The organism is Flavobacterium hydrocarbonoxydans, from assembly GCF_009789235.1.
GTDB classification, from domain to species: domain Bacteria; phylum Bacteroidota; class Bacteroidia; order Flavobacteriales; family Flavobacteriaceae; genus Flavobacterium; species Flavobacterium hydrocarbonoxydans.
In genome coordinates, this window is record NZ_WSTB01000009.1 from 13,228 (window position 1) to 35,127 (window position 21,900).

The window sequence follows — 21,900 nt, forward strand, 5'->3', positions numbered from 1 at the left end:
CGGAATGACAAGATTGTGAAAAATGCTTTTACGTGAAAACTTAAAAGCTTTTCATATCTTTATTTCAAATCTTAGATTATGAAAAGAATATTGGTTGGTTTTATAATTTGTTTTCTTTTTTGGAATTGTGGTAAAAAGGAAGAGAAAATTGTTGCAGAAAATAAGCCTTATATTATTTCTTATGAAGATACGAAACTTGAAAAATATTATGATTCCATAAAAACAAACACCAATAAATATGCTCCTCCACCAAGGAAAAGTTTTTATGGTGAGAGTCAATTAATAATTGATCAAAAAGGAGATTTATTTTTTTATCAACAAGAATATATTGGTTATATCTGTGGTACTGATTCGGAAAATGACAGTATCCCTTATTTTCGAGATTTAAAACCAAAAGACATTATTAGAATACCTCAAGAAAGTTTAAATAATTTTATTTCAGAAAACATTTTAACAAAAGAAAAAAATAGGCAAATTTTAATAATTGCTTCTCAAAATGATACTATTAAAAATGAATACTTTTTAAAATTCTTAAAAAGCAATATTATTCAAACATATCACATCAGAAGAACTACTCAAGAAGAAGACACAGTTATCTTTTATAAGAAAAACAATAAATATTACGATTCAGATTCTATAAAATGGGACAAAACTAAAATCAAATTTCCTGAATATTTAAAATTCGTAAAACGTCCCAACTAAAAACTAAAAATCACCCCAATCTTGTCATTCCGTTAGGAATCTCTAAACTCGAAAAATCAATTATTAGCTGAGATTCCTAACGGAATAACAAACTTTGTGAAAACATAATTTTTTAGAAAAAACAAACCCGACAGGTTTGAAACCTGTCGGGTTTAATTCTATAATTCCTAAATAACTCTAAGACATTTTTATACGAAATGAATTCAGTTGCAACTTTATCAAAACATTAAAAATTACTAATCAACAATATCCAAAACCTTTGAACCTTTGCAACTCTGAACCTTTGAACCTTTAAAAAAAACCTACATCCCAGTTCTGATAGCTTCAACAGGATCTAATTTAGAAGCTGAAATAGCAGGTAAAATACCCGAAATTACTCCTACAACAATAGATAAACCAGCACCAATTATGATGTTTGCTAAACTTAAAACAAAATCAAAATCCAGTAAACTGCTTAATAATAATGATAGCAGCCAAACCATCAAAATTCCTACTGCCCCTCCTATTATACAAAGCACTACAGCTTCGAATAAAAACTGAAATAAAATAAATTTGTTTTTTGCTCCTAATGATTTTTGTATTCCAATAAGATTAGTACGCTCTTTTACCGAAACGAACATAATATTGGCCACACCAAAACCTCCTACTAAAAAGGAAAAGAAACTGATGAAAATTCCGCCCATTCTTAATCCACCCAAAATGCCATCAATAAAATCAGTAAACCCGGAAAGTACATTTACAAAAAAATTGTCAATTTCACCCGCTTTCATTCCGCGAAAAGCTCTTAGTTTCTGGGCAACTTCTGCCTTATAAGCATCCATATCGACTCCTTTCACGGGCTTCAAAACAATAACAGGCGTCATAGAATCGCTGTCACCGTACATTCTGCGTAAAAAATTGGCCGGCAAATAAACGGAGGTATCATTACTGTCTCCGAAGAAACCGGCACCTTGTTTTTCGATGACACCAATTACAGTAAAACGCTGTCCGTACAATCGAATATTTTTTCCGATAGGATCTGCGTTTTCAAAAAGACCTTCGGCAATATCATATCCTAAAACAATTACTGCGGTTCCTGAATTTGATTCAGATTCGTTATAAAATCTTCCTTTATCAAAACTCAATCCGTCAACATCAACCATTTCAAACGATGATGGAATAATGTTTACATCGGCAACCGTTTTAGAATCATATTTCAAACTTTCTCTATTTACAAAAAGCTGGTAACCTACCTGATCCGTATTATTAAGTGAGTTTTTTAAATTGATATACTCATCGTATTTCACATTTGGGAATTGTTCTCTTTTCCATTGCGGAATATCTGATGGCCCAAAGCAATATTTCATTAAATAAATTGTATTTTTATCTAAGCTGCTCAAATCCTTAGAGATTTTTTTATCTAAAGAATCTACGGCAGCTAAAACAGCTATAATCGAAAAAATACCAATAGTCACGCCCAATAACGACAATAGGGTTCGCAACTTGTTATTACGCAAAGCATTTAGGGCAAAGCTGAAACTTTCTTTTAATAACCTTAGATATACAATCATATATTCATTTTTTTCGAAAAAGTAAAATTCAATAAATTTAAGTCAAAATCCTAATAAAAGTTAACTTACTCATCAGTAGATTTTTTTAGCATAATGTTACAAGAATTCCTTTAAATATATTATCAAAAAAAACTACTTTTGCAGTCTGAAAAATATAACTACACAATGAGCACAACTAAAACAATACAATCAGCGTTAATCTCTGTTTTTTCGAAAGATGGACTAGAGCCAATCGTTAAAAAATTACACGAACAAAATGTAACACTTTACTCGACTGGAGGAACTGAAGATTTCATCAAAAACCTAGGAATTCCTGTAGTTCCTGTTGAAGATATTACTTCTTTCCCTGAAATTCTTGGCGGAAGAGTAAAAACATTACACCCGAAAATTTTTGGCGGTATTTTAAATCGTCAGGACAACGAAAGTGATGTACAGCAAATGAAGGAATTTGATATTCCTCAGATTGATCTGGTAATTGTTGATTTGTATCCGTTTGAAAAAACTGTTGCTTCAGGAGCCAGCGAGCAGGATATTATAGAAAAAATTGACATTGGTGGAATTTCATTGATCCGTGCCGGTGCAAAAAACTTCAAAGACACTGTAATTGTTGCTTCTGTAAATGAGTACAGCTACCTTTTGGATTTGATAACCACTCAAAACGGAGCTACAACTCTTGAGAACAGAAGATTGCTTGCTACTAAAGCATTTCATGTTTCATCGCACTACGATGGAGCTATTTTTAATTACTTTAATACCGACGAAACGATCTATAAAGAAAGTATTGCAGACGGTCAGGTTTTAAGATATGGAGAAAATCCACACCAAAAAGGATTCTTTTTTGGAAATTTTGACGCAATGTTTAAGAAAGTTCACGGAAAAGAATTATCTTACAATAATTTATTGGATGTAGATGCTGCGGTAAACTTAATTAATGAGTTTAAAACTGACGGACCTACGTTTGCTATTTTAAAACACAACAATGCTTGTGGTCTGGCTTCAAGAAATACAATCAGTGAAGCTTATCTGGCCGCTTTGGCTTGTGATCCTACTTCTGCATTTGGCGGAGTTTTGATTGCAAATACCAAAATAGATTTAGCTACAGCGCAGGAAATCAATAAATTATTCTGCGAAGTAGTAATTGCGCCAAGTTATGATAACGAAGCAATTGCAGTTTTACAAGAAAAGAAAAACAGAATCATTTTGGTTCAAAATGAAGTTGAGTTACCATCGAGACAAGTACGAACTTGTCTTAACGGAATGTTAATTCAGGACAGAAACAATATTACAGATACTAAAGAGCATTTAAAAACCGTTACAACTAAAGAGCCAACCGCTCAGGAAGTAGAAGATTTGTTGTTTGCTTCAAAAATTTGTAAAAACACAAAATCAAATACAATTGTATTTGCCAAAAACGGAACTTTGATTTCATCAGGAACTGGGCAAACCTCAAGAGTAGATGCTTTAATGCAAGCTGTTGATAAAGCAAAAGCATTTGGATTTGATTTAACAGGAGCCTCAATGGCGAGCGATGCATTTTTTCCTTTTCCGGATTGTGTAGAATTAGCCAAAAAAGCAGGAATAACAGCAGTTATCCAGCCTGGAGGATCAATAAAAGATGAATTAAGCATAAATTATTGCAACGAAAATAATCTTGCAATGGTATTTACAGGAACACGTCATTTTAAACATTAATTTGTTTAACTTTGTTCGATAATTATTTATAACATTTTAAACCCCTAAAAAACTTATGGGATTCTTTGATTTCATGACCGAGGATATTGCGATAGACCTTGGTACCGCGAACACTTTAATCATACATAATGATAAAGTCGTTATTGATAGTCCGTCTATCGTTGCACGTGATAGAATATCAGGCAAAATCATTGCTGTTGGTAAGGAAGCCAACATGATGCAAGGTAAGACACATGAAAATATAAAGACCATAAGGCCTTTGAAAGATGGTGTAATTGCTGACTTTGATGCTTCGGAAAAAATGATCAATATGTTCATTAAAAGCATTCCTGCATTAAAGAAAAGAATGTTTACTCCGGCTTTGCGTATGGTGGTTTGTATTCCTTCGGGAATTACTGAAGTTGAGATGAGAGCCGTTAAAGAATCTTGTGAAAGAGTAAACGGTAAAGAAGTATATTTGATTCACGAACCAATGGCAGCTGCAATTGGTATTGGTATCGATATCATGCAGCCAAAAGGAAACATGATTGTAGATATTGGTGGTGGAACAACTGAAATTGCAGTTATCGCTTTAGGCGGAATTGTTTGCGATAAATCTGTAAAAATTGCAGGTGACGTTTTTACAAACGACATCGTTTATTACATGCGTACACAACACAATCTTTTTGTGGGAGAAAGTACTGCTGAAAAAATAAAAATCCAGATTGGAGCCGCTATCGAAGATCTTGATGGTCCTCCTGAGGATATGTCAGTTCAGGGTAGAGATTTACTTACCGGGAAACCAAAACAAGTAGATGTTTCTTACCGTGAAATTGCAAAAGCTTTAGACAAGTCTATTCAACGTATCGAAGATGCTGTAATGGAAACTTTATCTCAAACACCTCCTGAATTAGCTGCCGATATTTACAACACTGGTATTTATCTTGCTGGTGGAGGATCGATGCTAAGAGGTCTTGATAAAAGAATTTCGCAAAAAACAGATTTACCTGTTTACATTGCCGAAGATCCATTAAGAGCTGTTGTTAGAGGTACAGGAATGGCCCTTAAAAACATTGCTAAATTTAAAAGTATCTTAATCAAATAAGATTCGGAATAACAATCCATATATTTTGTTAGAGTCAGAATGCTAATCATTTTGACTCTAATAAAATCTGAAACCAAAAGCATATCCTGAAACAAAATAACCAAACAAGAAATGCAGCAAATTTTTAATTTTATTATAAAAAACAGTAATAGATTGCTGTTTTTGCTGCTTTTAGGTATTTCGTTGGCACTCACAATTCAATCACACTCCTATCACAAAAGCAGAGTAATCAGTTCAGCTAATTTTTTAAGCGGTGGTGTTTACGAAAAAATCAACAATGTAAATGAGTATTTGAATTTAAGAACCGAAAATGACGAGCTGGTACTTGAAAACGCACGATTAAAAAGTATTTTATTCAACTTAAAAGACTCAACTAAAGCGCCAGCAATGGACAGCTTAAAAGGTGTAAAACCTGCTGATATAATTGTTTCTAAAGTAATTCGCAACGAATACAGCACACACGAAAACTACCTAACTTTGAACTCAGGTACCAAAGAAGGCGTGAAAACGGATATGGGTGTAATTAACAGTTTAGGAATTGTTGGAATTATTGATAATACTTCGCCCAACTATTCTACTGTGATAAGCATCCTGAACATGAAATCTCAGATCAATGCTAAAATTAAAAAATCAAATCACTTTGGTTCTTTAACATGGAATGGTAAAAGTACCGGATTTGTTCAGCTGATTGATGTTCCTCGTCTTGCTTCTATCAGAAAAGGAGACACCATTGTAACTGGAGGACAATCCGTAATTTTCCCTGAAGGAATTAATATTGGTACAGTTGATAAAATTTACATTCAAGAAAAAACAAGTTTCTATGTTATTGATGTAAAATTATTCAACGATATGACAAATCTAGGGCATGTTTATATCATCAAAAGTAAAGACAGAGACGAAGTTATTAATTTAGAAAAAAAGGAAAAAGAAGATGAATAGCGCATTGTTAGTCAATATCTTTCGTTTTATTATGTTACTGGCAATTCAGGTTGTTATTTTCAATAATATGAATTTTTTAGGATACATAAGTCCTTTTCCGTATCTTCTGTACATCATACTTTATCCCGTAAACAGTAATAAATCAGGATTAATTATCTCCAGTTTTCTGTTAGGATTAATGATGGACATGTTTTGTAATTCAGGAGGGATTCATGCAACAGCCTGTGTTATACTTGCTTATTACAGACCTTATATTTTTAAATTTTCTTTTGGTTTAAGTTATGAATATCAGACTATTAAACTTAATGAATCTTTAACACCTGAACGTTTTTCTTTCATTCTCGTTTCGGTTGTATTGCATCATATCGTGCTGTTTGTTCTGGAAGCATTCGAGTTCCGATTTATATGGGATATTTTGCTAAGAACTTTATTTAGTTCTATATTTACAATAATCACCTCCATTATAATCATTTACCTTATTAAGCCAAGTAAACGATGAGAAAAGTTCTGCTGCCCTCTTTAATTATTATTGCAGCATCTTTGCTAGTAATCCGAGTATTTTATTTGCAAATTATTGACGATTCATTCAAACTAAAATCAGAAAATAATGCAATTAAAAAGCAATACGATTACCCGGAAAGAGGTTATATCTATGACCGATATGGCAAGCTTTTAGTTGCCAATCAGGCATCGTATGACATCATGGTGATTCCAAGAGAAGTAAAAGAAGACTTAAATATTAGTGAATTTTGTGAATTACTAAACATCACAAAAGAAGATTACCAAAAAAGAATTGCAAAAGCCAGAGTTTACAGCCCACGCTTACCTTCAGTATTCTTATCGCAATTAAACAAAAGCGAGTTTGCTGCATTTCAGGAAAAAATCAGGAAATACGATGGTTTTTATTTTCAAAAACGTTCTCTTCGTGATTACGAAGTAGATTATGGCGCTAATATTTTTGGATTTATCACTCAAGTGAATGAAAAACTGATCGCTAAAAACCCTTACTACAATAGTGGGGATCTTATTGGAAAACAAGGTGTAGAACAAAGCTACGAAGAAATTTTGCGCGGAATAAAAGGCGTAAAATACATTCAGAAAGACAAATACAACCGCGAAATTGGCTCCTATAAAAACGGAAAATACGATACTATTGCTGTTCAGGGAGAAGACATTAATCTAACAATTGATGCAGAACTTCAAAAATACGGTGAAGAATTAATGATCAATAAAAGAGGAGGAATTGTTGCTTTAGAACCTAAAACCGGTGAAATTTTAGCATTAATTACAGCCCCTTCTTATGATCCCGGAATTCTGGTAGGAAGACAACGTTCTAAAAATTATACGCTTTTATATCACGATTCTATTGCAAAACCATTATACGACAGAGGTCTTTTGGCTGAATATCCTCCTGGATCTCCGTTCAAGCTTTTAACGGGTTTAGTTGCTTTGCAAGAAGGTGTTATTGACGAAAATTTTTCGGTTTCCTGTCACCACGGATTTAGCTATGCCAGAGGGCGTTTCATGAGATGTCACTGTTCTGGAGGCCAATTACAATTGCATAGAGGAATTTACCAATCGTGTAACTCTTACTTTGCTACCGCTTACATGAAAACCATCAACAAATACACCAAACCTGCAGCAGCTGTTGATGTATGGAGTAACCATCTTAAAAGTTTTGGTTTAGGACAATTTATGGGTTATGATTTACCTACGGGTAAAAGAGGAAAAATTCCAACTTCTAAAACCTATAAACGCATGTATCCTAACGGCGGATGGAGAAGTACCGCAATTGTTTCGAATGCAATTGGTCAGGGTGAAGTGGTAATGACTCCTATTCAGTTAGCCAATATGATGGCAACGATTGCCAATCAGGGTTATTATTACACGCCTCATATCATAAAAAAAATTGAAGGTAAAAAAATCGATAGCAAGTTTACAACAAAGCATACTACAACTATAGATCAGAAATTTTTTCCCCCAATAATAAGTGGTCTGTTTGATGTTTATAACATGGGAACGGCAAGCAGGCTAAAAGTAGAAGGAATTGATATTTGTGGAAAAACCGGTACGGCAGAAAACTTTGCTAAAATTGGCGGCAAAAGAGTACAGCTTAAAGACCACTCTATATTTGTAGCTTTCGCACCAAAAGACAATCCTAAAATTGCAATAGCTATTATGATTGAAAATGGTGGTTTTGGAGCAACAATTGCTGGTCCGATTGCCAGTTTGATGATTGAGAAATATTTGAAAAAGAAAATTACTCGAAAAGATTTAGAAACGAGGGTTCTAAATATTAGTTTGAGATCTGAATACGCTAAGTTAGGCGGAATGCCAGAAGCTGAAGCTATCGAGTCAACACCAAAAGATTCAGCATTGAAGGCAAAAATTATAACTCCAAAAGTAACAACTCCACAAGCAGTTGTTAAAAAAACAATAATAGACACCACTAAAAAGAACTAACAACGATTATTTCAGATGAAAAATCAAAGCGTAAAAAATAATATTGACTGGATAAGTGTCTTTATCTATAGTGCACTAGTTATATTAGGGTGGCTTAATATATACTCCTCCTCGCTGTTATCTACAGATGGTACTTATCAAAAACAATTGATATTTATTGCCTGTACAATTCCGTTGATATTTGTTGTGCTTTTTGTAGATGGTAAATTCTATGAGAAATATGCCAGTATTATTTTTGGCGTTTCCCTGTTATCATTAGCCGGTTTGTTTCTTTTTGGAAAAACAATCGCAGGACAGCGCTGTTGGTACGCCATAGGAAGCTTTACTTTACAGCCTTCTGAGTTTGCAAAAGCGGCTACCTCATTGGCATTAGCCAAATATCTGAGTGATACGCAAATCAATTTGAAGGAAACCAACAGACAAATACAGGCGTTAGCTATTATTTTCTTACCCGTTATTTTAATTTTACCACAGCCTGACCCGGGAAGTGCTTTGATTTATAGTATTTTTATTTTGGTACTACATCGCGAAGGATTACCTGCCTGGTATGTATGGACAGGGTTTATTACCATTGTATTGTTTGTCTTTTCGCTCATTTTAGAGCCTCAGTATGTTATACTTATTTCATTTATAATATTGGCTATCGTCTATTTTAAAGGCAGGGTAGTTGACCGAAACATTATTTTAAGTGGAATGATTTTAGCCGCGATTTCGGTATTTGTTCTTTCTGTTAATTATGTTTTCGAAAATGTATTCAAACAACACCACAGGGACCGTTTCAACATCTTATTAGGTAAGACGGTTGATATGAAAGGTATCGGATACAATACAAATCAATCTGAGATTGCAATTGGATCTGGTGGCTGGCTGGGAAAAGGTTTTTTAGAAGGAACTCAAACAAAAGGCGGATTTGTACCCGAACAGCATACCGATTATATTTTTACAACAGTTGGTGAAGAATGGGGTTTTGTGGGCTCATTCATCGTTATTGCTCTTTTTGCCTGTTTGTTTTTACGTGTAATCTATTTAGCCGAAAGGCAAAAAACAAAATTTAGCAGGGTTTACGGCTATTGTGTAGCAGGAATTCTATTCATTCACTTTTTTGTGAATATTGCTATGGTTGTTGGTATTTTTCCAACTATTGGTGTTCCGCTACCCTTCTTTTCTTATGGAGGATCTGGTCTTTGGGGCTTTACCATTTTGTTATTCATCTTCTTGAAAATGGATGCCAATAAAGTAAATGAATGGTAGTTCTTTAAATCACAATTTTTAAAATTTTAAATTCCAATTTTAGCTTTTAATTTTAATTGGAAAACATATAATCATCCTGGTTCGCTATGAGCTGGGATTTTTTTTATCCAGACATTATTCTTTGAGATAATTTTTGGACCACAGACAACACAGATGATGACGGATTGAATAAGAATACAATCTTTGTATTACTGTTTCCTTTTTTAACCGCAGAGTTCGCAAGGTTTTTACGCAAAGATCACAAAGACTTCATTCTGCAGACTCTTTAAACTTATACAATCACAAAGCTTTGCGGTGAAATAAACTCCTAAATTTAAACCAAAAAAAATCCGAAGCTTACTAACTTCGGATTGTATTTTTATAGTTTTTCAACGGGTCTCTTTTTTAAAAGCTTCATTAAAACAGGAAAAGTTGAAATCAAAACAATTATAATGATTATAAACTCTATATGTTTTTTTAGATCTATTCCTTGTGCCAGAAACACACCATATAAGTAATGTCCAGCAAAAATTAGGATGAATGACCATAAAAAAGAACTTAGAATATTATAAAACATAAATTTCTTTTTATCCATCGAAACGATTCCGGCTATTATAGGCGCAAATGTTCTGAGAATTGGTAAGAAACGTGCATAAATTATAGCTTTCCCTCCATACTTTTCGAAAAAATCTTTTGATTGTAATAAGTATTTCTTTTTGAACCAGAATGTATCTTCTTTTTTGAATAAGTAATAACCACTTTTTGCACCAAACCAATATCCTGTCATGTTTCCTAAAACTCCCATAACAGCAACTGCAAGAGAAAGTAAAAGAACATTTAGAAAATCACTCGGAATATAAACTAAATTCTGAACTAAATCACGGCTATAAATTCCGGATAAAAACAACAAGCTATCACCTGGAAGAAAGAACCCGGCAAACAAACCTGTTTCAGCAAATACAATAAATAAAACAATATATAAACCAATTTGTACCCCTCCAATACTTAAAGTAATATAAAATTCAGGGTTGATTAATTGAGTCCAATCAAAATTATTCATAAAAATGGTTTATTGTTAAACATATAAGTGCGTGAAAGTATGAATAATTTAATTCAGGTACAATAAAATATGGGATTTTAAAGATTAATTAACGAATAAAAAAGCCCAAGAATAAACTTGGACTTTCCATATTTCAATTATTATTTTCTATCATACTTACAGCATGAATGCAAATTCTGATAATCACTTTCTGTGGCTTTCACATCTTCTGTGTCATGACCTACTTTAGCAATTGCTTTCTTCAAATCTGTTGGTGAGCATTTTTCTTCGTTCATAATCACCGTTAATTGATGTGTACCTACATCCCAAGTTGCTGTTTTTACTCCTGGCACACTAAAAGCAGCTTTTTCGATACGCTTTTTACATTGCTCACAATTACCGTTTACTTCTGTGGTATATTTTAGATTTTTATTCTTTTTAGTTTGAGCCTGAGCCGAAAATCCTAAAAAAGTTACTAGTGCTATTAAAATTAAATTTCTCATTTTATTAAATATTTATTGTTATTGAATTTGATTTTTGAATTTGATATTGTACTTGTCATTGATTTTTGACATTGTCTTCTTATTTTATTTTAAATCGTAATCCTGCGTAATACATTTGCCCAAAAATTGGTGCATAAGCTACTGAAGCATCAAAGTTAGGGCCAAAAGGATCATTTGCTCCTAAAATTGCTTTTTCCTGTTTATAATTCCCAATGTTTTCTCCGCCAACATACACTTCAAAAACCGGAGAAAAAACTCTGGTAACCTGAGCATTTATCACAGCATAAGCAGGTGAAAAATCCGGAAATTGATCTGCTGTAGGATTTGAAGCCGTATAGGGCAACTGTTGCTTTCCAGACCAATTATAAGTAAAGTCAAACTTCCATTGTTTATCATTATTTAGATTTGTTTCGTATTCTAAATTCCCTAAAAAACGATGTTTAGCCTGTAGCGGACGCTGAAAAGTTCCCGTTAAATAATCAGTCTGAATGTCGTAATATTTGTATGCGGTACGCAAATTCAGATTATGAATTAATTCGTAGTTGAATTCCAATTGCAAACTATTGGCAAACGAATTTCCTTTTAAATTATAGAATGAAACCTGCTGTGGACTTTGCATTAAATCGACAACGGCCTGATTCTGAAAATCTGTTCGGTAGAAATCAATTCCTGCTTCGGCATTTTGATTAAAAATTTTAAACTTTTGCGAAAAACTCAAACCGTAATTCCATGCAATTTCAGGATTTAATCCATAAATTTTTCCGTTAGTATCCAAAATTTCAAAAGTTCTCGAACTGGCAAAAAGCTGTTGATTTTCAGCAAAAATATTAGCCGAACGTTTTCCTCTTCCTGCCGAAAAACGAATTACACCATCTTTCCAGGGATTGTATCGTGCGTGTAAACGAGGCGTTACAAAAAAGCCTAATCGGTTATGATTATCGACTCTTCCGCCTAATATCAAACTAAAATCATCCGTATTATCATAAGTGTATTCAAAAAAAGCACCTACCGAATTATCGATTCTGCTATAATCATTGATATTCACAAATTCACGATATTCATCATAGCTAAAATTTAAACCCGTTGAAAATTTGTGCATTGTATTGCTGATAATCGAATTGAAAATCAGGTTTGAATAATAACTGTTTTGTTTGATGTTATATTGGTTTAAACCAAAATAAGAGTCTTGATTATGACTATTAAAAGCATTTTGAAAACCAATACTTTGATACGGCATATCTTTAAAAACGTAACCAATTTTGGTAGAAACTTCAAAACGTTCGGTATTGATTTCTGATCCCCAGGAATTGGTAGTTCCGCGGTCTCTGTCTTTATCAAAATTTAGTTCACCTGTTTGTTTTTTATCATTCATATATCTGAAATTGACAAAACCTACCAAGCCTTTTTCGGCATCATAATATTGATAACGATTTAGAATATTAATTTGTTTCCCTAACGGATTATCCAGAAAACCATCGTCATTCATATCGTTTTTTGCTACACGAGCATTCCCGTGAACAAACAAACTTGTTGCCCATTTATCAGATATTTTTTTATTGAAATGGGTATTGAGTTCAAAACGGGAATCCGTCGAACCATAAGCATTCAGGAAAAACGGAATGTCATTTAAAGGTTTTAAAAGTTCTGTATTGATTTGTCCCGAAATACTTTCGTAACCGTTGATAACACTTCCCGCTCCTTTGGTGATTTGCACACTTTCGATCCAGGTTCCGGGCGTAAAAGATAATCCGTAAGCCTGTGACGCACCGCGAACCGAAGGAATATTTTCTTCGGTAATCATCAGGTACGGACTGGTCAGACCTAACATTTTGATTTGTTTGGTTCCTGTTAAAGCATCCGAAAAATTAACATCAATAGACGGGTTTGTTTCGAAACTTTCTGCCAGATTACAACAAGCCGCTTTTAGTAATTCTTTGCTTGTAATGACTGATGTATTGGCGGTTACTGTATAGGATTTTTTAATTCCTTTTTGCTTTTTGGTGATTTTTACTTCCTGTAAATCTTCCTGAGAAAACGCAGGAACAGCAAGCAAAACCATAACAAAAAGCGTTATATATTTTTGCATAAAAAATGATTTTAATGTTTAATAAAAATTACAAACCACAAGAAATGATTTGACTTTTAAAACATTAAAATCAGGCGTAAAAAATATATTGATGGTATAATTTGAATAAAGGAGGTGCATTCGCATCTGAAAAATACGAAATGATTTGGCTTTTTTTGAAATTCGGAACAGCTAAAAAAGCAATTGGATTGAATTCCTGAATAACCGCTGGAAATGCTAATTGGAAAAAGAAAACCTTGAAAGTCGCATCATCTGATTTTTTTTCCAAATGAACCACTTTGTCTTTGCAACAAGATGATTTTTTTTCTTTTTTAGCACAACAACTTTTTTGAGGGGTAACTTCTGCTTTAGTATTTAAAGAAACCGAAGCGATTTTTCCACCACAATAATGCACATCAAAAGCAAACCCAACATTGGATACCAACATTAGGAACGCTAAAAACAATACGGTGCATTTCTTTAAATTCATATTGCAAAATTATCTAAAAGCAATTAAAAAAGTTTAAATAAAATGTTATTTTTTGAGATTTTGCTGCTGATAATAAAATGCAGGAATAAACAACATGATAAATATCGGCTGAATAAGAAATCTTCGGACATAAAAAAGCAGCCAGGTTTTTTCAGGAAAAGACATCAGAATCAAAAAAAACAGCCCAAGAAGTATCACTAAAAAAAACAGATATAAAATCACGCTAAATTTTAAAATTTCTAAATCCCGAAAAAGCACATAAATCAAAGCCAGAGACAAAACAGTATTTAAAAAATAGCGTATAAAAACTCCAGAAAAAAGTTTAAAAGCATCATATTCCGGCAAAGGATTGTGTATAAAATCTCTATCAAAATAAGCTAAAAAGGGATCGTAAAAAAGTTGCTTTTCTAAAGCACGAATAATTGCAAAACAAAAAATGATCCCAATCGCAGCTAAGATTTTGAATTTGTTTTCGACTAATTTATTTAGCATACTTTGAGAATTTATTGACCCACACTACCCACAAAATAAAAACGGTTCCATAAATAACCAGTGGAAAAAATACACCATGCAGTATTTGTTCGTATTTATGAAAACGAAACAATAAAACGGTTAATAATGCAATCCTGATAACATTTAAAACATGAATAAAGACAATTCCAAATAACAAAAAAAGAATAGTCGTTTTGAGTTTTCCCGAAAAGGAAACTATGAAAGAAACAAATAAAATCATGACGCTTACCGCATTACAACCTTCAACAATTCTAATAAAAAATGATTGTTTGTACCATACTTCCAGAAAAGAACCTCCTAGATTTTTTTGAATTTTTATATCTGAACCGCATAACTGCATCAAATATTCGACATGTCTGCCTACAATTTGTGTCATTCCATCTAATTCCGTTGATTGAAATTGATTTAGATAAAATTTATAAATAAGCATCAACAGTATATAAGCAACGAAAAAGGTGCTTATAAAAACAAAGAAAGGCTTAAATTGTGAGAAATATTTTTTCAACAGAATTTTTTTTCAAATTTATATATTTTTCACAAGAGCTTTAGATACTTTTGTATAAAAATTCAGAATCATGACATTTCAGGAATTAGAACCAAAAATAAGTGCTATTGTGGCCGACTCAGGCAATACCAGAGACGAGAAGTTACTGGCAATCTGCCAATTATTAAATGCAAATATAGAATATTACAACTGGGTTGGTTTTTATTTTGCCAATCATGAAAACAAAACCCTTCATTTAGGACCTTATGTAGGTGCAGAAACCGACCATACTGTAATTCCGTTTGGTAAAGGAATTTGCGGACAAGTAGCAGAAAGCAATGCCAATTTTGTAGTGCCGGATGTAGCTGCTCAGGACAATTATATCGCCTGCAGTTTTACTGTAAAATCTGAAATCGTAGTGCCATTATTCGTAAACGGAGTAAACATTGGTCAAATTGACATTGACAGCCATGTGATTGACCCTTTTACAGAAGCTGACGAACGATTTTTGGAGTTTGTAAATCAAGAGGTTGCGAAATTGTTCTAACAGAAAACTTTTGAACATCGCACTTAAATGGTATAGAAAAGCAAAAAACTTATTTTCTATAGTCATTTTTTCAGATTCTTTTATTTTTGCTTGATTTTTTTGTTTTTTTAATCTAATTTTGCACCCGTCTTACAAAAGATGTACGACATACATAAAAATCATTAAATAAATATTGGAATGTATTTAACTAAAGAAAAGAAAGAAGAGATTTTCGCACAACACGGTGGTGCTACAAACACTGGAAGCGCAGAAGGTCAGATTGCATTGTTCACTTACAGAATTTCACACTTAACTGAACACTTGAAAAAAAATCGTCACGATTACAACACTGAGCGTTCACTTGTACTTTTAGTAGGTAAAAGAAGAGCTTTGTTGGATTACTTGAAAAAGAAAGAGATCAACAGATATCGTGAGATTATCAAAGTATTGAATATCAGAAAATAATCAATATAGGAAAGAGGTGCGAGAGTGCCTCTTTTTTTATTTTAAATTTTAAAATCTGGTTTTGGATTTTTAATTTTACAAACGCATTAATATTGATTTTTGAAATTGATATTTACATTAAAAAAAGTTTGGTTTTTCATTGGGTTTTAGAAACAACAACTACACACACAACAACTACAACACAACTAAAACCCATTGTATAACCAATAAGGAAAAAATTTATGATTCCACAATTATTTGTAGAAAGTATCGATTTAGGTGATGGCAGAAGCATCACAATCGAGACAGGACGTTTAGCTAAACAAGCTGATGGTTCTGTAGTAGTAAGAATGGGCGACACGATGATATTGGCAACAGCAGTATCTGCACGTAGCGCTAACCCAGCGGTGGATTTTTTACCATTAACGGTAGATTACCGCGAAAAATTTGCAGCAGCAGGTCGTTTCCCTGGAGGTTTCTTCAAGAGAGAAGCTCGTCCTAGCGATAGCGAAGTATTAACTATGAGATTAGTTGACCGTGTTTTACGTCCGCTTTTCCCAGACGATTACCATGCTGAAACACAAGTTATGATTCAGTTAATGTCTCATGACGAAGAAGTTATGCCTGATGCATTAGCTGGTTTAGCTGCCTCTGCAGCATTGGCTGTTTCAGATATTCCTTTTTACAACTTAATTTCTGAAGTACGTGTTGCACGTATCGACGGAAAATTTGTAATCAACCCAAGCAGAACCGAATTAGAAAAATCAGACATCGACATGATGATTGGAGCTTCTATGGATTCTGTAGCGATGGTTGAAGGTGAGATGAAAGAAATCTCGGAAGCAGAAATGGTAGAAGCTATCAAATTTGCTCACGAAGCTATTAAAGTACAAATTCAGGCGCAATTGCGTTTACAAGCTGCTTTTGGTAAAAAAGAAATCCGTACTTACGAAGGTGAGAAAGAAAACGAAGAAATTTACAAAAAAGTAAAAGCTGCAGCTTACGATAAAATTTATGCTATTGCAAAAGTTGGATCGGCTAAACACGAAAGAACTGCTGCATTTGCTGAAGTAAAAGAAGAAGTAAAAGCTTTATTTACTGAAGAAGAATTAGCTGCTGACGGAGATTTGGTTTCTAAATATTTTTACAAAACAAACAAAGAAGCTGTTCGTAACGTAGTGTTAGAATTAGGTGTTCGTTTGGATGGTAGAAAAACTACAGACATCAGACCAATCTGGTGTGAAATTGATTATTTACCAAGAGTTCACGGATCTTCATTGTTTACACGTGGAGAAACTCAGGCTTTGGCAACTGTAACTCTGGGAACTTCAAGAGAAGCAAACCAAATAGATTCTCCATCAGAACAAGGTGAAGAGAAATTCTATTTACATTATAACTTCCCTCCTTTCTCAACTGGTGAAGCAAAACCTCTAAGAGGAACTTCAAGAAGAGAAGTTGGTCACGGAAACTTGGCTCAAAGAGCTTTAAAAAACATGATTCCTGCAGATTGTCCTTATACAATTCGTATTGTTTCTGAAGTTTTAGAATCTAATGGTTCTTCTTCTATGGCAACAGTGTGTGCCGGAACAATGGCTTTGATGGATGCTGGAGTTCAAATGGTAAAACCAGTTTCTGGTATTGCTATGGGATTGATTACTGACGGTGAGAAATTTGCTGTATTGTCTGATATTTTAGGTGACGAAGATCACTTAGGAGATATGGACTTTAAAGTAACAGGAACTGCTGACGGAATTACTGCTTGTCAAATGGATATCAAAATTGATGGTTTACGTTATGACATTATGGAGCAGGCTTTAGGGCAAGCTCGTGAAGGACGTTTACACATTTTAGGAAAATTAACTGAAACTATTGCTGCTCCAAGAGCAGATGTTAAAGCACATTCTCCAAAAATCATCACCAGAACTATTCCTGGAAACTTTATTGGAGCATTGATTGGACCTGGTGGAAAAGTAATTCAGGAATTACAAAAAGCTACCGGAACAACAATCGTTATCAACGAAGTAAACGAAGAAGGAGTTATTGAAATTCTTGGAACTGATCCTGCTGGAATTGAGGCAGTATTGGCTAAAATTAAATCGATCACTTTCAAACCTCAAATGGGTGAAGCTTACGAAGTGAAAGTAATCAAAATGTTAGATTTTGGAGCTGTAGTAGAATATACTGCTGCACCTGGAAACGAAGTTTTATTACACGTATCTGAATTAGCCTGGGAACGTACTGAAAACGTGACTGATGTTGTAAATATGGGAGATGTTTTTGAAGTGAAATACTTAGGAGTTGACCCAAAAACTAAAAAAGAAAAAGTGTCAAGAAAAGCACTTTTGCAAAGACCTCCACGTGAGGAGAAAAAAGAGTAATCAGATCTTAGTTTACTAAAGGTTTATTCATAGAAAACCCCAATTCTTTAAGGAGAATTGGGGTTTTTCGTTTTAAACCTTCAAATTTATCCCACACTTTAACAATTTCGAGTGATATTTGTAACTTTTTTTTAATACTTTTGAATCACCAAGACAAAAAACCATCAAAACCACGATTCCTTTGAAAAATTATCAAAAAAAATACATAATTCTTTTCTTATTTGGATTTTATGTAAACATTTACACTTCCGAAGCACAAACTTCCCAAGAAAAAACAATTTATAACTGGTATGACAATAGTGTAGGTAAAGAAAACCTAGACATCAACAACGGTGTTCCCCATATCAATCCTTATAAAACGATAGACAGCAACACTAATATGTATCTTGTTGAGGATGAATTTTCCAAAGGTAGTGTTGTATATGATGGACAAATCTATCATAACACCAATCTTAAATATGATATCTACAGAGATGAAATAATCTTAAATCCCGAAGGAGCTTCAGAAGTAATAGGGATTAATCTAACTAAAAGAAAAGTTACATCCTTCTCTATTTACAATAAAAATTTTATTAAAATAGAAAAAGAACAGTACACATTACCTGAATTTTCTACGGGTTATTATGAAATCAATGAATACAAAGACAATCTGTTCTTATATATCAAACATCAAAAAAATATTCAAAAGAAAATTAAGGAGGACGGTATATTTTATCAGTATAAAGAACACAATAGTTATTATATAGACTATCAAAAAAAGCTATATCCCATTAGTAATAAATCAGATGTCATAAAAATATTCCCTGAGCAAAAAAAACAAATCAATGAGTTTTATGTAATGAACAAAGTAATTAAAAAAGCTGATTTTGACCAATTTACCAAAAATTTAATGACATACATTAGCAACTCTCTTTCAAATCAAACCAAATAAGATTAATGAAAAAAATTATACTAGCCCTAATCCTATTATTACTTTCAAGTCATTTTACATTTGCCCAGGATTCAAAAGAAAAAATATCTATTGAATTTAAAAATGCTACCTTACTGAGTGTTATTAAAGATATTGAAACTAAATCTTCTCATAAATTTTATTTTGATCCAACCTGGATTAATGCCCATAAAAATTTAATATCAGGAAATTACAGCAACATAACACTTGATGAATTATTGGATAAAGTTTTAAACAAAACGGATTTGAATTTTATCATTCTTAATAAAAAAGTGGTTTTAACCCTTAACAGTACCATACATACTGATTTGCCAGCAAATTATTTTGCAGACGCACCACCTGAGACTCAAAATAATGGGTCGCAAAATTCATCAGAAAATCCCGTTTTTTATCAGCAATACGACTCTTTAAACAGCTACAGCGTAACCAAAAAAGCTTCTGTAATCTTTATTGGAAAAGAAAACAAGGAGGCTGTTAAGAAAAATTATACGGTTTCCGGGTACATCAAAAATGAGGAAACAGGAAAACCTGAAGCAAATATTTTTATTAAAGTAAAAAACAAAAATATCAGCACTTCAACGGATCCAGACGGGCTTTACACACTACAGCTTCCGAGAGGAATAAATGTGATTGAAATAAAATCATTAAGTCATAAAGACGTTACCAAAACTTTAATGGTTTATGATGATGGAAGTTTTGACGTAAATATCAACGAAAAATCAAATCAACTAGACGAAGTCGTAATTAAAAAGAAAGGTCAAAGAACTACCGAAACGGTTATTTCAGGATTGGTTTCTATTGATATTGAAGGTATCAAAAACATTCCTTTAATACTTGGTGAAAGAGATATCCTAAAAGTGGCAACAACTTTTCCGGGAATAAAAACAACCGGTGAAGGATCTGCAGGATTTAATGTCAGAGGCGGTAAGGAAGATCAAAACCTGATACTTTTAGACAATGCTGTTCTTTATAATCCGCAACACTTTTTAGGCTTTTTCTCTGCAATCAATCCATATACAGCAAAAAAAGCCGATATTTATAAAGGAAGTATTCCGGCAGATTTTGGAGGAAGATTATCATCTGTGTTTGACATTACAACCAAAAACGGTAATCCTGAAAAATTTTCAGGAGAAGGCGCTGTAGGCCCTGTAACATCAAATTTAAGTTTTGGACTTCCGATTCAAAAAGGTAAATCCAGTGTTCTTTTTGGAGCAAGAGCCACCTACTCTGACTGGATTTTAAAATCATTAGATGATGAAAATCTAAAAAATAGTGAAGCAGGATTTTATGATGGGATCCTGAAATACAACAATGCCATTAATAAAAATAACAATTTAGAGGCAACTTTATATTATAGCCATGACCGTTTTAGTATTAGCTCTGACTCCTTATACAAGTACAGTAATCGACTTGCATCTGTAAAATGGGATCATACTTTCAATGAAAAAAATAAAGGTGCTTTGATTTTTACTAACAGCGAATACAAATTTAATATTGATTATGATTCGGATGACATCAATTCTTTTGATTTTGGATACAAAATAGATGAATCACAATTACAATTAAAAATGAATTATTTGCTTAATAAAAAACATACTATTTCTTACGGAATAGCCAGCAAATTATACAACATCTCTCCAGGCTATCAACACCCCACGAATCCAGAAGCCACTTTAGTAGCTACCGATATCGCAAAGGAAAAAGCCTTAGAATCTGCTTTATACCTTTCAGACAGCTACAAATTAAGCGATAAATTACTGATTGACTTAGGTTTGCGATACTCTTATTTTGCTTCATTAGGCGAAGCCAATGTCAATATTTATGAAGACGGTCTTCCGCTAAACGATGCAACCATTATCGATACCAAACAGTATAAAAATAATGAAGTTGTAAAAACATACGGAGGAATCGAACCCCGTCTTGCAGCCCGTTACTTTTTTGCCGAAGATTTCTCGATAAAAGCGGGCTATGACATGACAAGACAATACATACATCTTTTATCTAATAATGTTACCCAATCGCCTACAGATACCTGGAAACTTTCCGACACTAATGTAAGACCTCAAAGTGCTCAGCAAATTTCTTTAGGACTTTATAAAAACTTAAACGATGATGAATATGAAATTAGTCTGGAGGGGTATTATAAAAAGTCTAAAAATATCCTTGACTACAAAGTGGGTGCTCAATTATTATTAAACGAAAATGTTGAAACCGAACTTTTGCAAGGTGAAGGAAAAGCTTACGGAATCGAATTGTTATTAAAAAAACAAATTGGAAAATTAAACGGCTGGATTGGCTATACCTATTCACGCTCGCTTATAAAATTAAACGGAGAGTTTAGCGAAGAAAAAGTAAACGAGGGAAAATATTTCGCTTCAAATTTTGACAAGCCTCATGATTTAAGTGCCGTTTTAAATTATAAATTTACAAAACGTTACAGCTTGTCAACTAACTTTTTGTATCAGACAGGAAGACCTATCACCTTCCCTATTGGAACATACAATTATGGTGGAGCCGAATATACACTTTACAGCGATCGCAACAAGTACCGAATTCCGGATTATGTTCGTTTAGACATCGGAATCAATATTGAAGGAAATCATAAAATAAAAAAATTAGCGCACAGTTTCTGGAACATTTCTGTTTATAATGTTTTAGGCCGAAACAACCCTTATTCAATATTCTTTGTAACCGATCAAAGCGGAAAAATTAAAGGCCAAAAAACCTCTATCTTTTCTATTCCTGTTCCTAGTATTACTTACAATTTTAAATTTTAATACCTTAAATGGATTCAAAAATCATGAAAACATTAATCCTAAATAAAATAACCCTTCTGCTACTATTGGTAT

Annotated in this window: 19 protein-coding genes; 12 read left to right on the forward strand and 7 right to left on the reverse strand. The window is 33.2% G+C overall.

What is annotated here, in order from left to right; genetic code table 11:
- The first annotated feature begins 78 nt into the window (after positions 1 to 78).
- Positions 79 to 702 (forward strand): hypothetical protein, encoded by a 624-nt coding sequence (locus tag GON26_RS15390; RefSeq protein ID WP_160375670.1) that lies wholly within the window; start codon positions 79 to 81, stop codon positions 700 to 702.
- A 302-nt stretch (positions 703 to 1,004) separates the two neighbouring features.
- On the opposite strand, the gene GON26_RS15395 is transcribed toward GON26_RS15390, so the two are convergent.
- Positions 1,005 to 2,252 carry an ABC transporter permease gene (locus GON26_RS15395; protein ID WP_160375671.1) on the reverse strand — a complete coding sequence of 416 codons (1,248 nt, stop codon included), beginning with the start codon at positions 2,250 to 2,252 and terminating at the stop codon, positions 1,005 to 1,007.
- Positions 2,253 to 2,417: 165 nt separating this feature from the next.
- Here GON26_RS15395 and purH point away from each other — a divergent pair, with 165 nt between their 5' ends.
- From purH to rodA, 6 genes are all read left to right on the forward strand, one after another.
- Positions 2,418 to 3,944 carry a bifunctional phosphoribosylaminoimidazolecarboxamide formyltransferase/IMP cyclohydrolase gene (gene purH / locus GON26_RS15400; RefSeq protein ID WP_160375672.1) on the forward strand — a complete coding sequence of 509 codons (1,527 nt, stop codon included), beginning with the start codon at positions 2,418 to 2,420 and terminating at the stop codon, positions 3,942 to 3,944.
- A 55-nt stretch (positions 3,945 to 3,999) separates the two neighbouring features.
- Complete coding sequence (locus tag GON26_RS15405; RefSeq protein ID WP_007804822.1) at positions 4,000 to 5,028, forward strand: rod shape-determining protein; 1,029 nt, start codon at positions 4,000 to 4,002, stop codon at positions 5,026 to 5,028.
- A 111-nt stretch (positions 5,029 to 5,139) separates the two neighbouring features.
- Complete coding sequence (gene mreC / locus GON26_RS15410) at positions 5,140 to 5,967, forward strand: rod shape-determining protein MreC (RefSeq protein WP_160375673.1); 828 nt, start codon at positions 5,140 to 5,142, stop codon at positions 5,965 to 5,967.
- Positions 5,960 to 6,466 (forward strand): rod shape-determining protein MreD, encoded by a 507-nt coding sequence (locus GON26_RS15415; RefSeq protein ID WP_160375674.1) that lies wholly within the window; start codon positions 5,960 to 5,962, stop codon positions 6,464 to 6,466. Before mreC ends, GON26_RS15415 begins: the two co-directional genes overlap by 8 nt.
- On the forward strand, positions 6,463 to 8,430 hold the full coding sequence (gene mrdA / locus GON26_RS15420) for a penicillin-binding protein 2 (protein ID WP_160375675.1): 1,968 nt from the start codon (positions 6,463 to 6,465) through the stop codon (positions 8,428 to 8,430). Before GON26_RS15415 ends, mrdA begins: the two co-directional genes overlap by 4 nt.
- 15 nt (positions 8,431 to 8,445) lie before the next feature.
- Positions 8,446 to 9,681 carry a rod shape-determining protein RodA gene (rodA, locus tag GON26_RS15425; RefSeq protein ID WP_160375676.1) on the forward strand — a complete coding sequence of 412 codons (1,236 nt, stop codon included), beginning with the start codon at positions 8,446 to 8,448 and terminating at the stop codon, positions 9,679 to 9,681.
- A gap of 358 nt (positions 9,682 to 10,039) precedes the next feature.
- Here the strand turns inward: rodA and GON26_RS15430 are convergent, their stop codons facing one another.
- From GON26_RS15430 to xrtF, 6 genes are all read right to left on the reverse strand, one after another.
- The gene (locus GON26_RS15430) at positions 10,040 to 10,720 is read right to left on the reverse strand and encodes a DedA family protein (RefSeq protein ID WP_160375677.1); all 681 of its coding nucleotides are present in this window, start codon (positions 10,718 to 10,720) and stop codon (positions 10,040 to 10,042) included.
- A gap of 140 nt (positions 10,721 to 10,860) precedes the next feature.
- Positions 10,861 to 11,202: a heavy-metal-associated domain-containing protein gene (locus GON26_RS15435; protein WP_160375678.1), complete on the reverse strand. Its 342-nt coding sequence runs from the start codon at positions 11,200 to 11,202 to the stop codon at positions 10,861 to 10,863.
- Positions 11,203 to 11,281: 79 nt separating this feature from the next.
- A complete protein-coding gene (locus GON26_RS15440) occupies positions 11,282 to 13,288 on the reverse strand; it encodes a TonB-dependent receptor plug domain-containing protein (protein WP_160375679.1) in 2,007 nt (668 codons plus the stop codon).
- A gap of 70 nt (positions 13,289 to 13,358) precedes the next feature.
- Positions 13,359 to 13,757 (reverse strand): HYC_CC_PP family protein, encoded by a 399-nt coding sequence (locus GON26_RS15445; RefSeq protein WP_160375680.1) that lies wholly within the window; start codon positions 13,755 to 13,757, stop codon positions 13,359 to 13,361.
- A 45-nt stretch (positions 13,758 to 13,802) separates the two neighbouring features.
- Entirely contained in the window at positions 13,803 to 14,249 is a 447-nt protein-coding gene (locus tag GON26_RS15450) for an exosortase F system-associated membrane protein (protein ID WP_160375681.1), read from the reverse strand.
- The gene (gene xrtF, locus GON26_RS15455; RefSeq protein WP_160375682.1) at positions 14,239 to 14,775 is read right to left on the reverse strand and encodes an exosortase family protein XrtF; all 537 of its coding nucleotides are present in this window, start codon (positions 14,773 to 14,775) and stop codon (positions 14,239 to 14,241) included. The genes GON26_RS15450 and xrtF overlap by 11 nt, the downstream gene beginning before the upstream one ends.
- Before the next feature lie 70 nt (positions 14,776 to 14,845).
- Here xrtF and GON26_RS15460 point away from each other — a divergent pair, with 70 nt between their 5' ends.
- The 5 genes from GON26_RS15460 (at position 14,846) to GON26_RS15480 (ending at position 21,828) form a co-directional block, all read left to right on the forward strand.
- Complete coding sequence (locus GON26_RS15460; RefSeq protein WP_160375683.1) at positions 14,846 to 15,301, forward strand: GAF domain-containing protein; 456 nt, start codon at positions 14,846 to 14,848, stop codon at positions 15,299 to 15,301.
- 177 nt (positions 15,302 to 15,478) lie between these two features.
- Positions 15,479 to 15,745 carry a 30S ribosomal protein S15 gene (gene rpsO, locus GON26_RS15465; RefSeq protein ID WP_007804772.1) on the forward strand — a complete coding sequence of 89 codons (267 nt, stop codon included), beginning with the start codon at positions 15,479 to 15,481 and terminating at the stop codon, positions 15,743 to 15,745.
- 221 nt (positions 15,746 to 15,966) lie between these two features.
- A complete protein-coding gene (locus tag GON26_RS15470) occupies positions 15,967 to 18,102 on the forward strand; it encodes a polyribonucleotide nucleotidyltransferase (RefSeq protein WP_160375684.1) in 2,136 nt (711 codons plus the stop codon).
- A gap of 181 nt (positions 18,103 to 18,283) precedes the next feature.
- The gene (locus GON26_RS15475) at positions 18,284 to 19,033 is read left to right on the forward strand and encodes a hypothetical protein (protein ID WP_160375685.1); all 750 of its coding nucleotides are present in this window, start codon (positions 18,284 to 18,286) and stop codon (positions 19,031 to 19,033) included.
- Positions 19,034 to 19,038: 5 nt separating this feature from the next.
- Positions 19,039 to 21,828: a TonB-dependent receptor gene (locus GON26_RS15480; protein ID WP_160375686.1), complete on the forward strand. Its 2,790-nt coding sequence runs from the start codon at positions 19,039 to 19,041 to the stop codon at positions 21,826 to 21,828.
- The last annotated feature ends 72 nt before the right edge of the window (positions 21,829 to 21,900 follow it).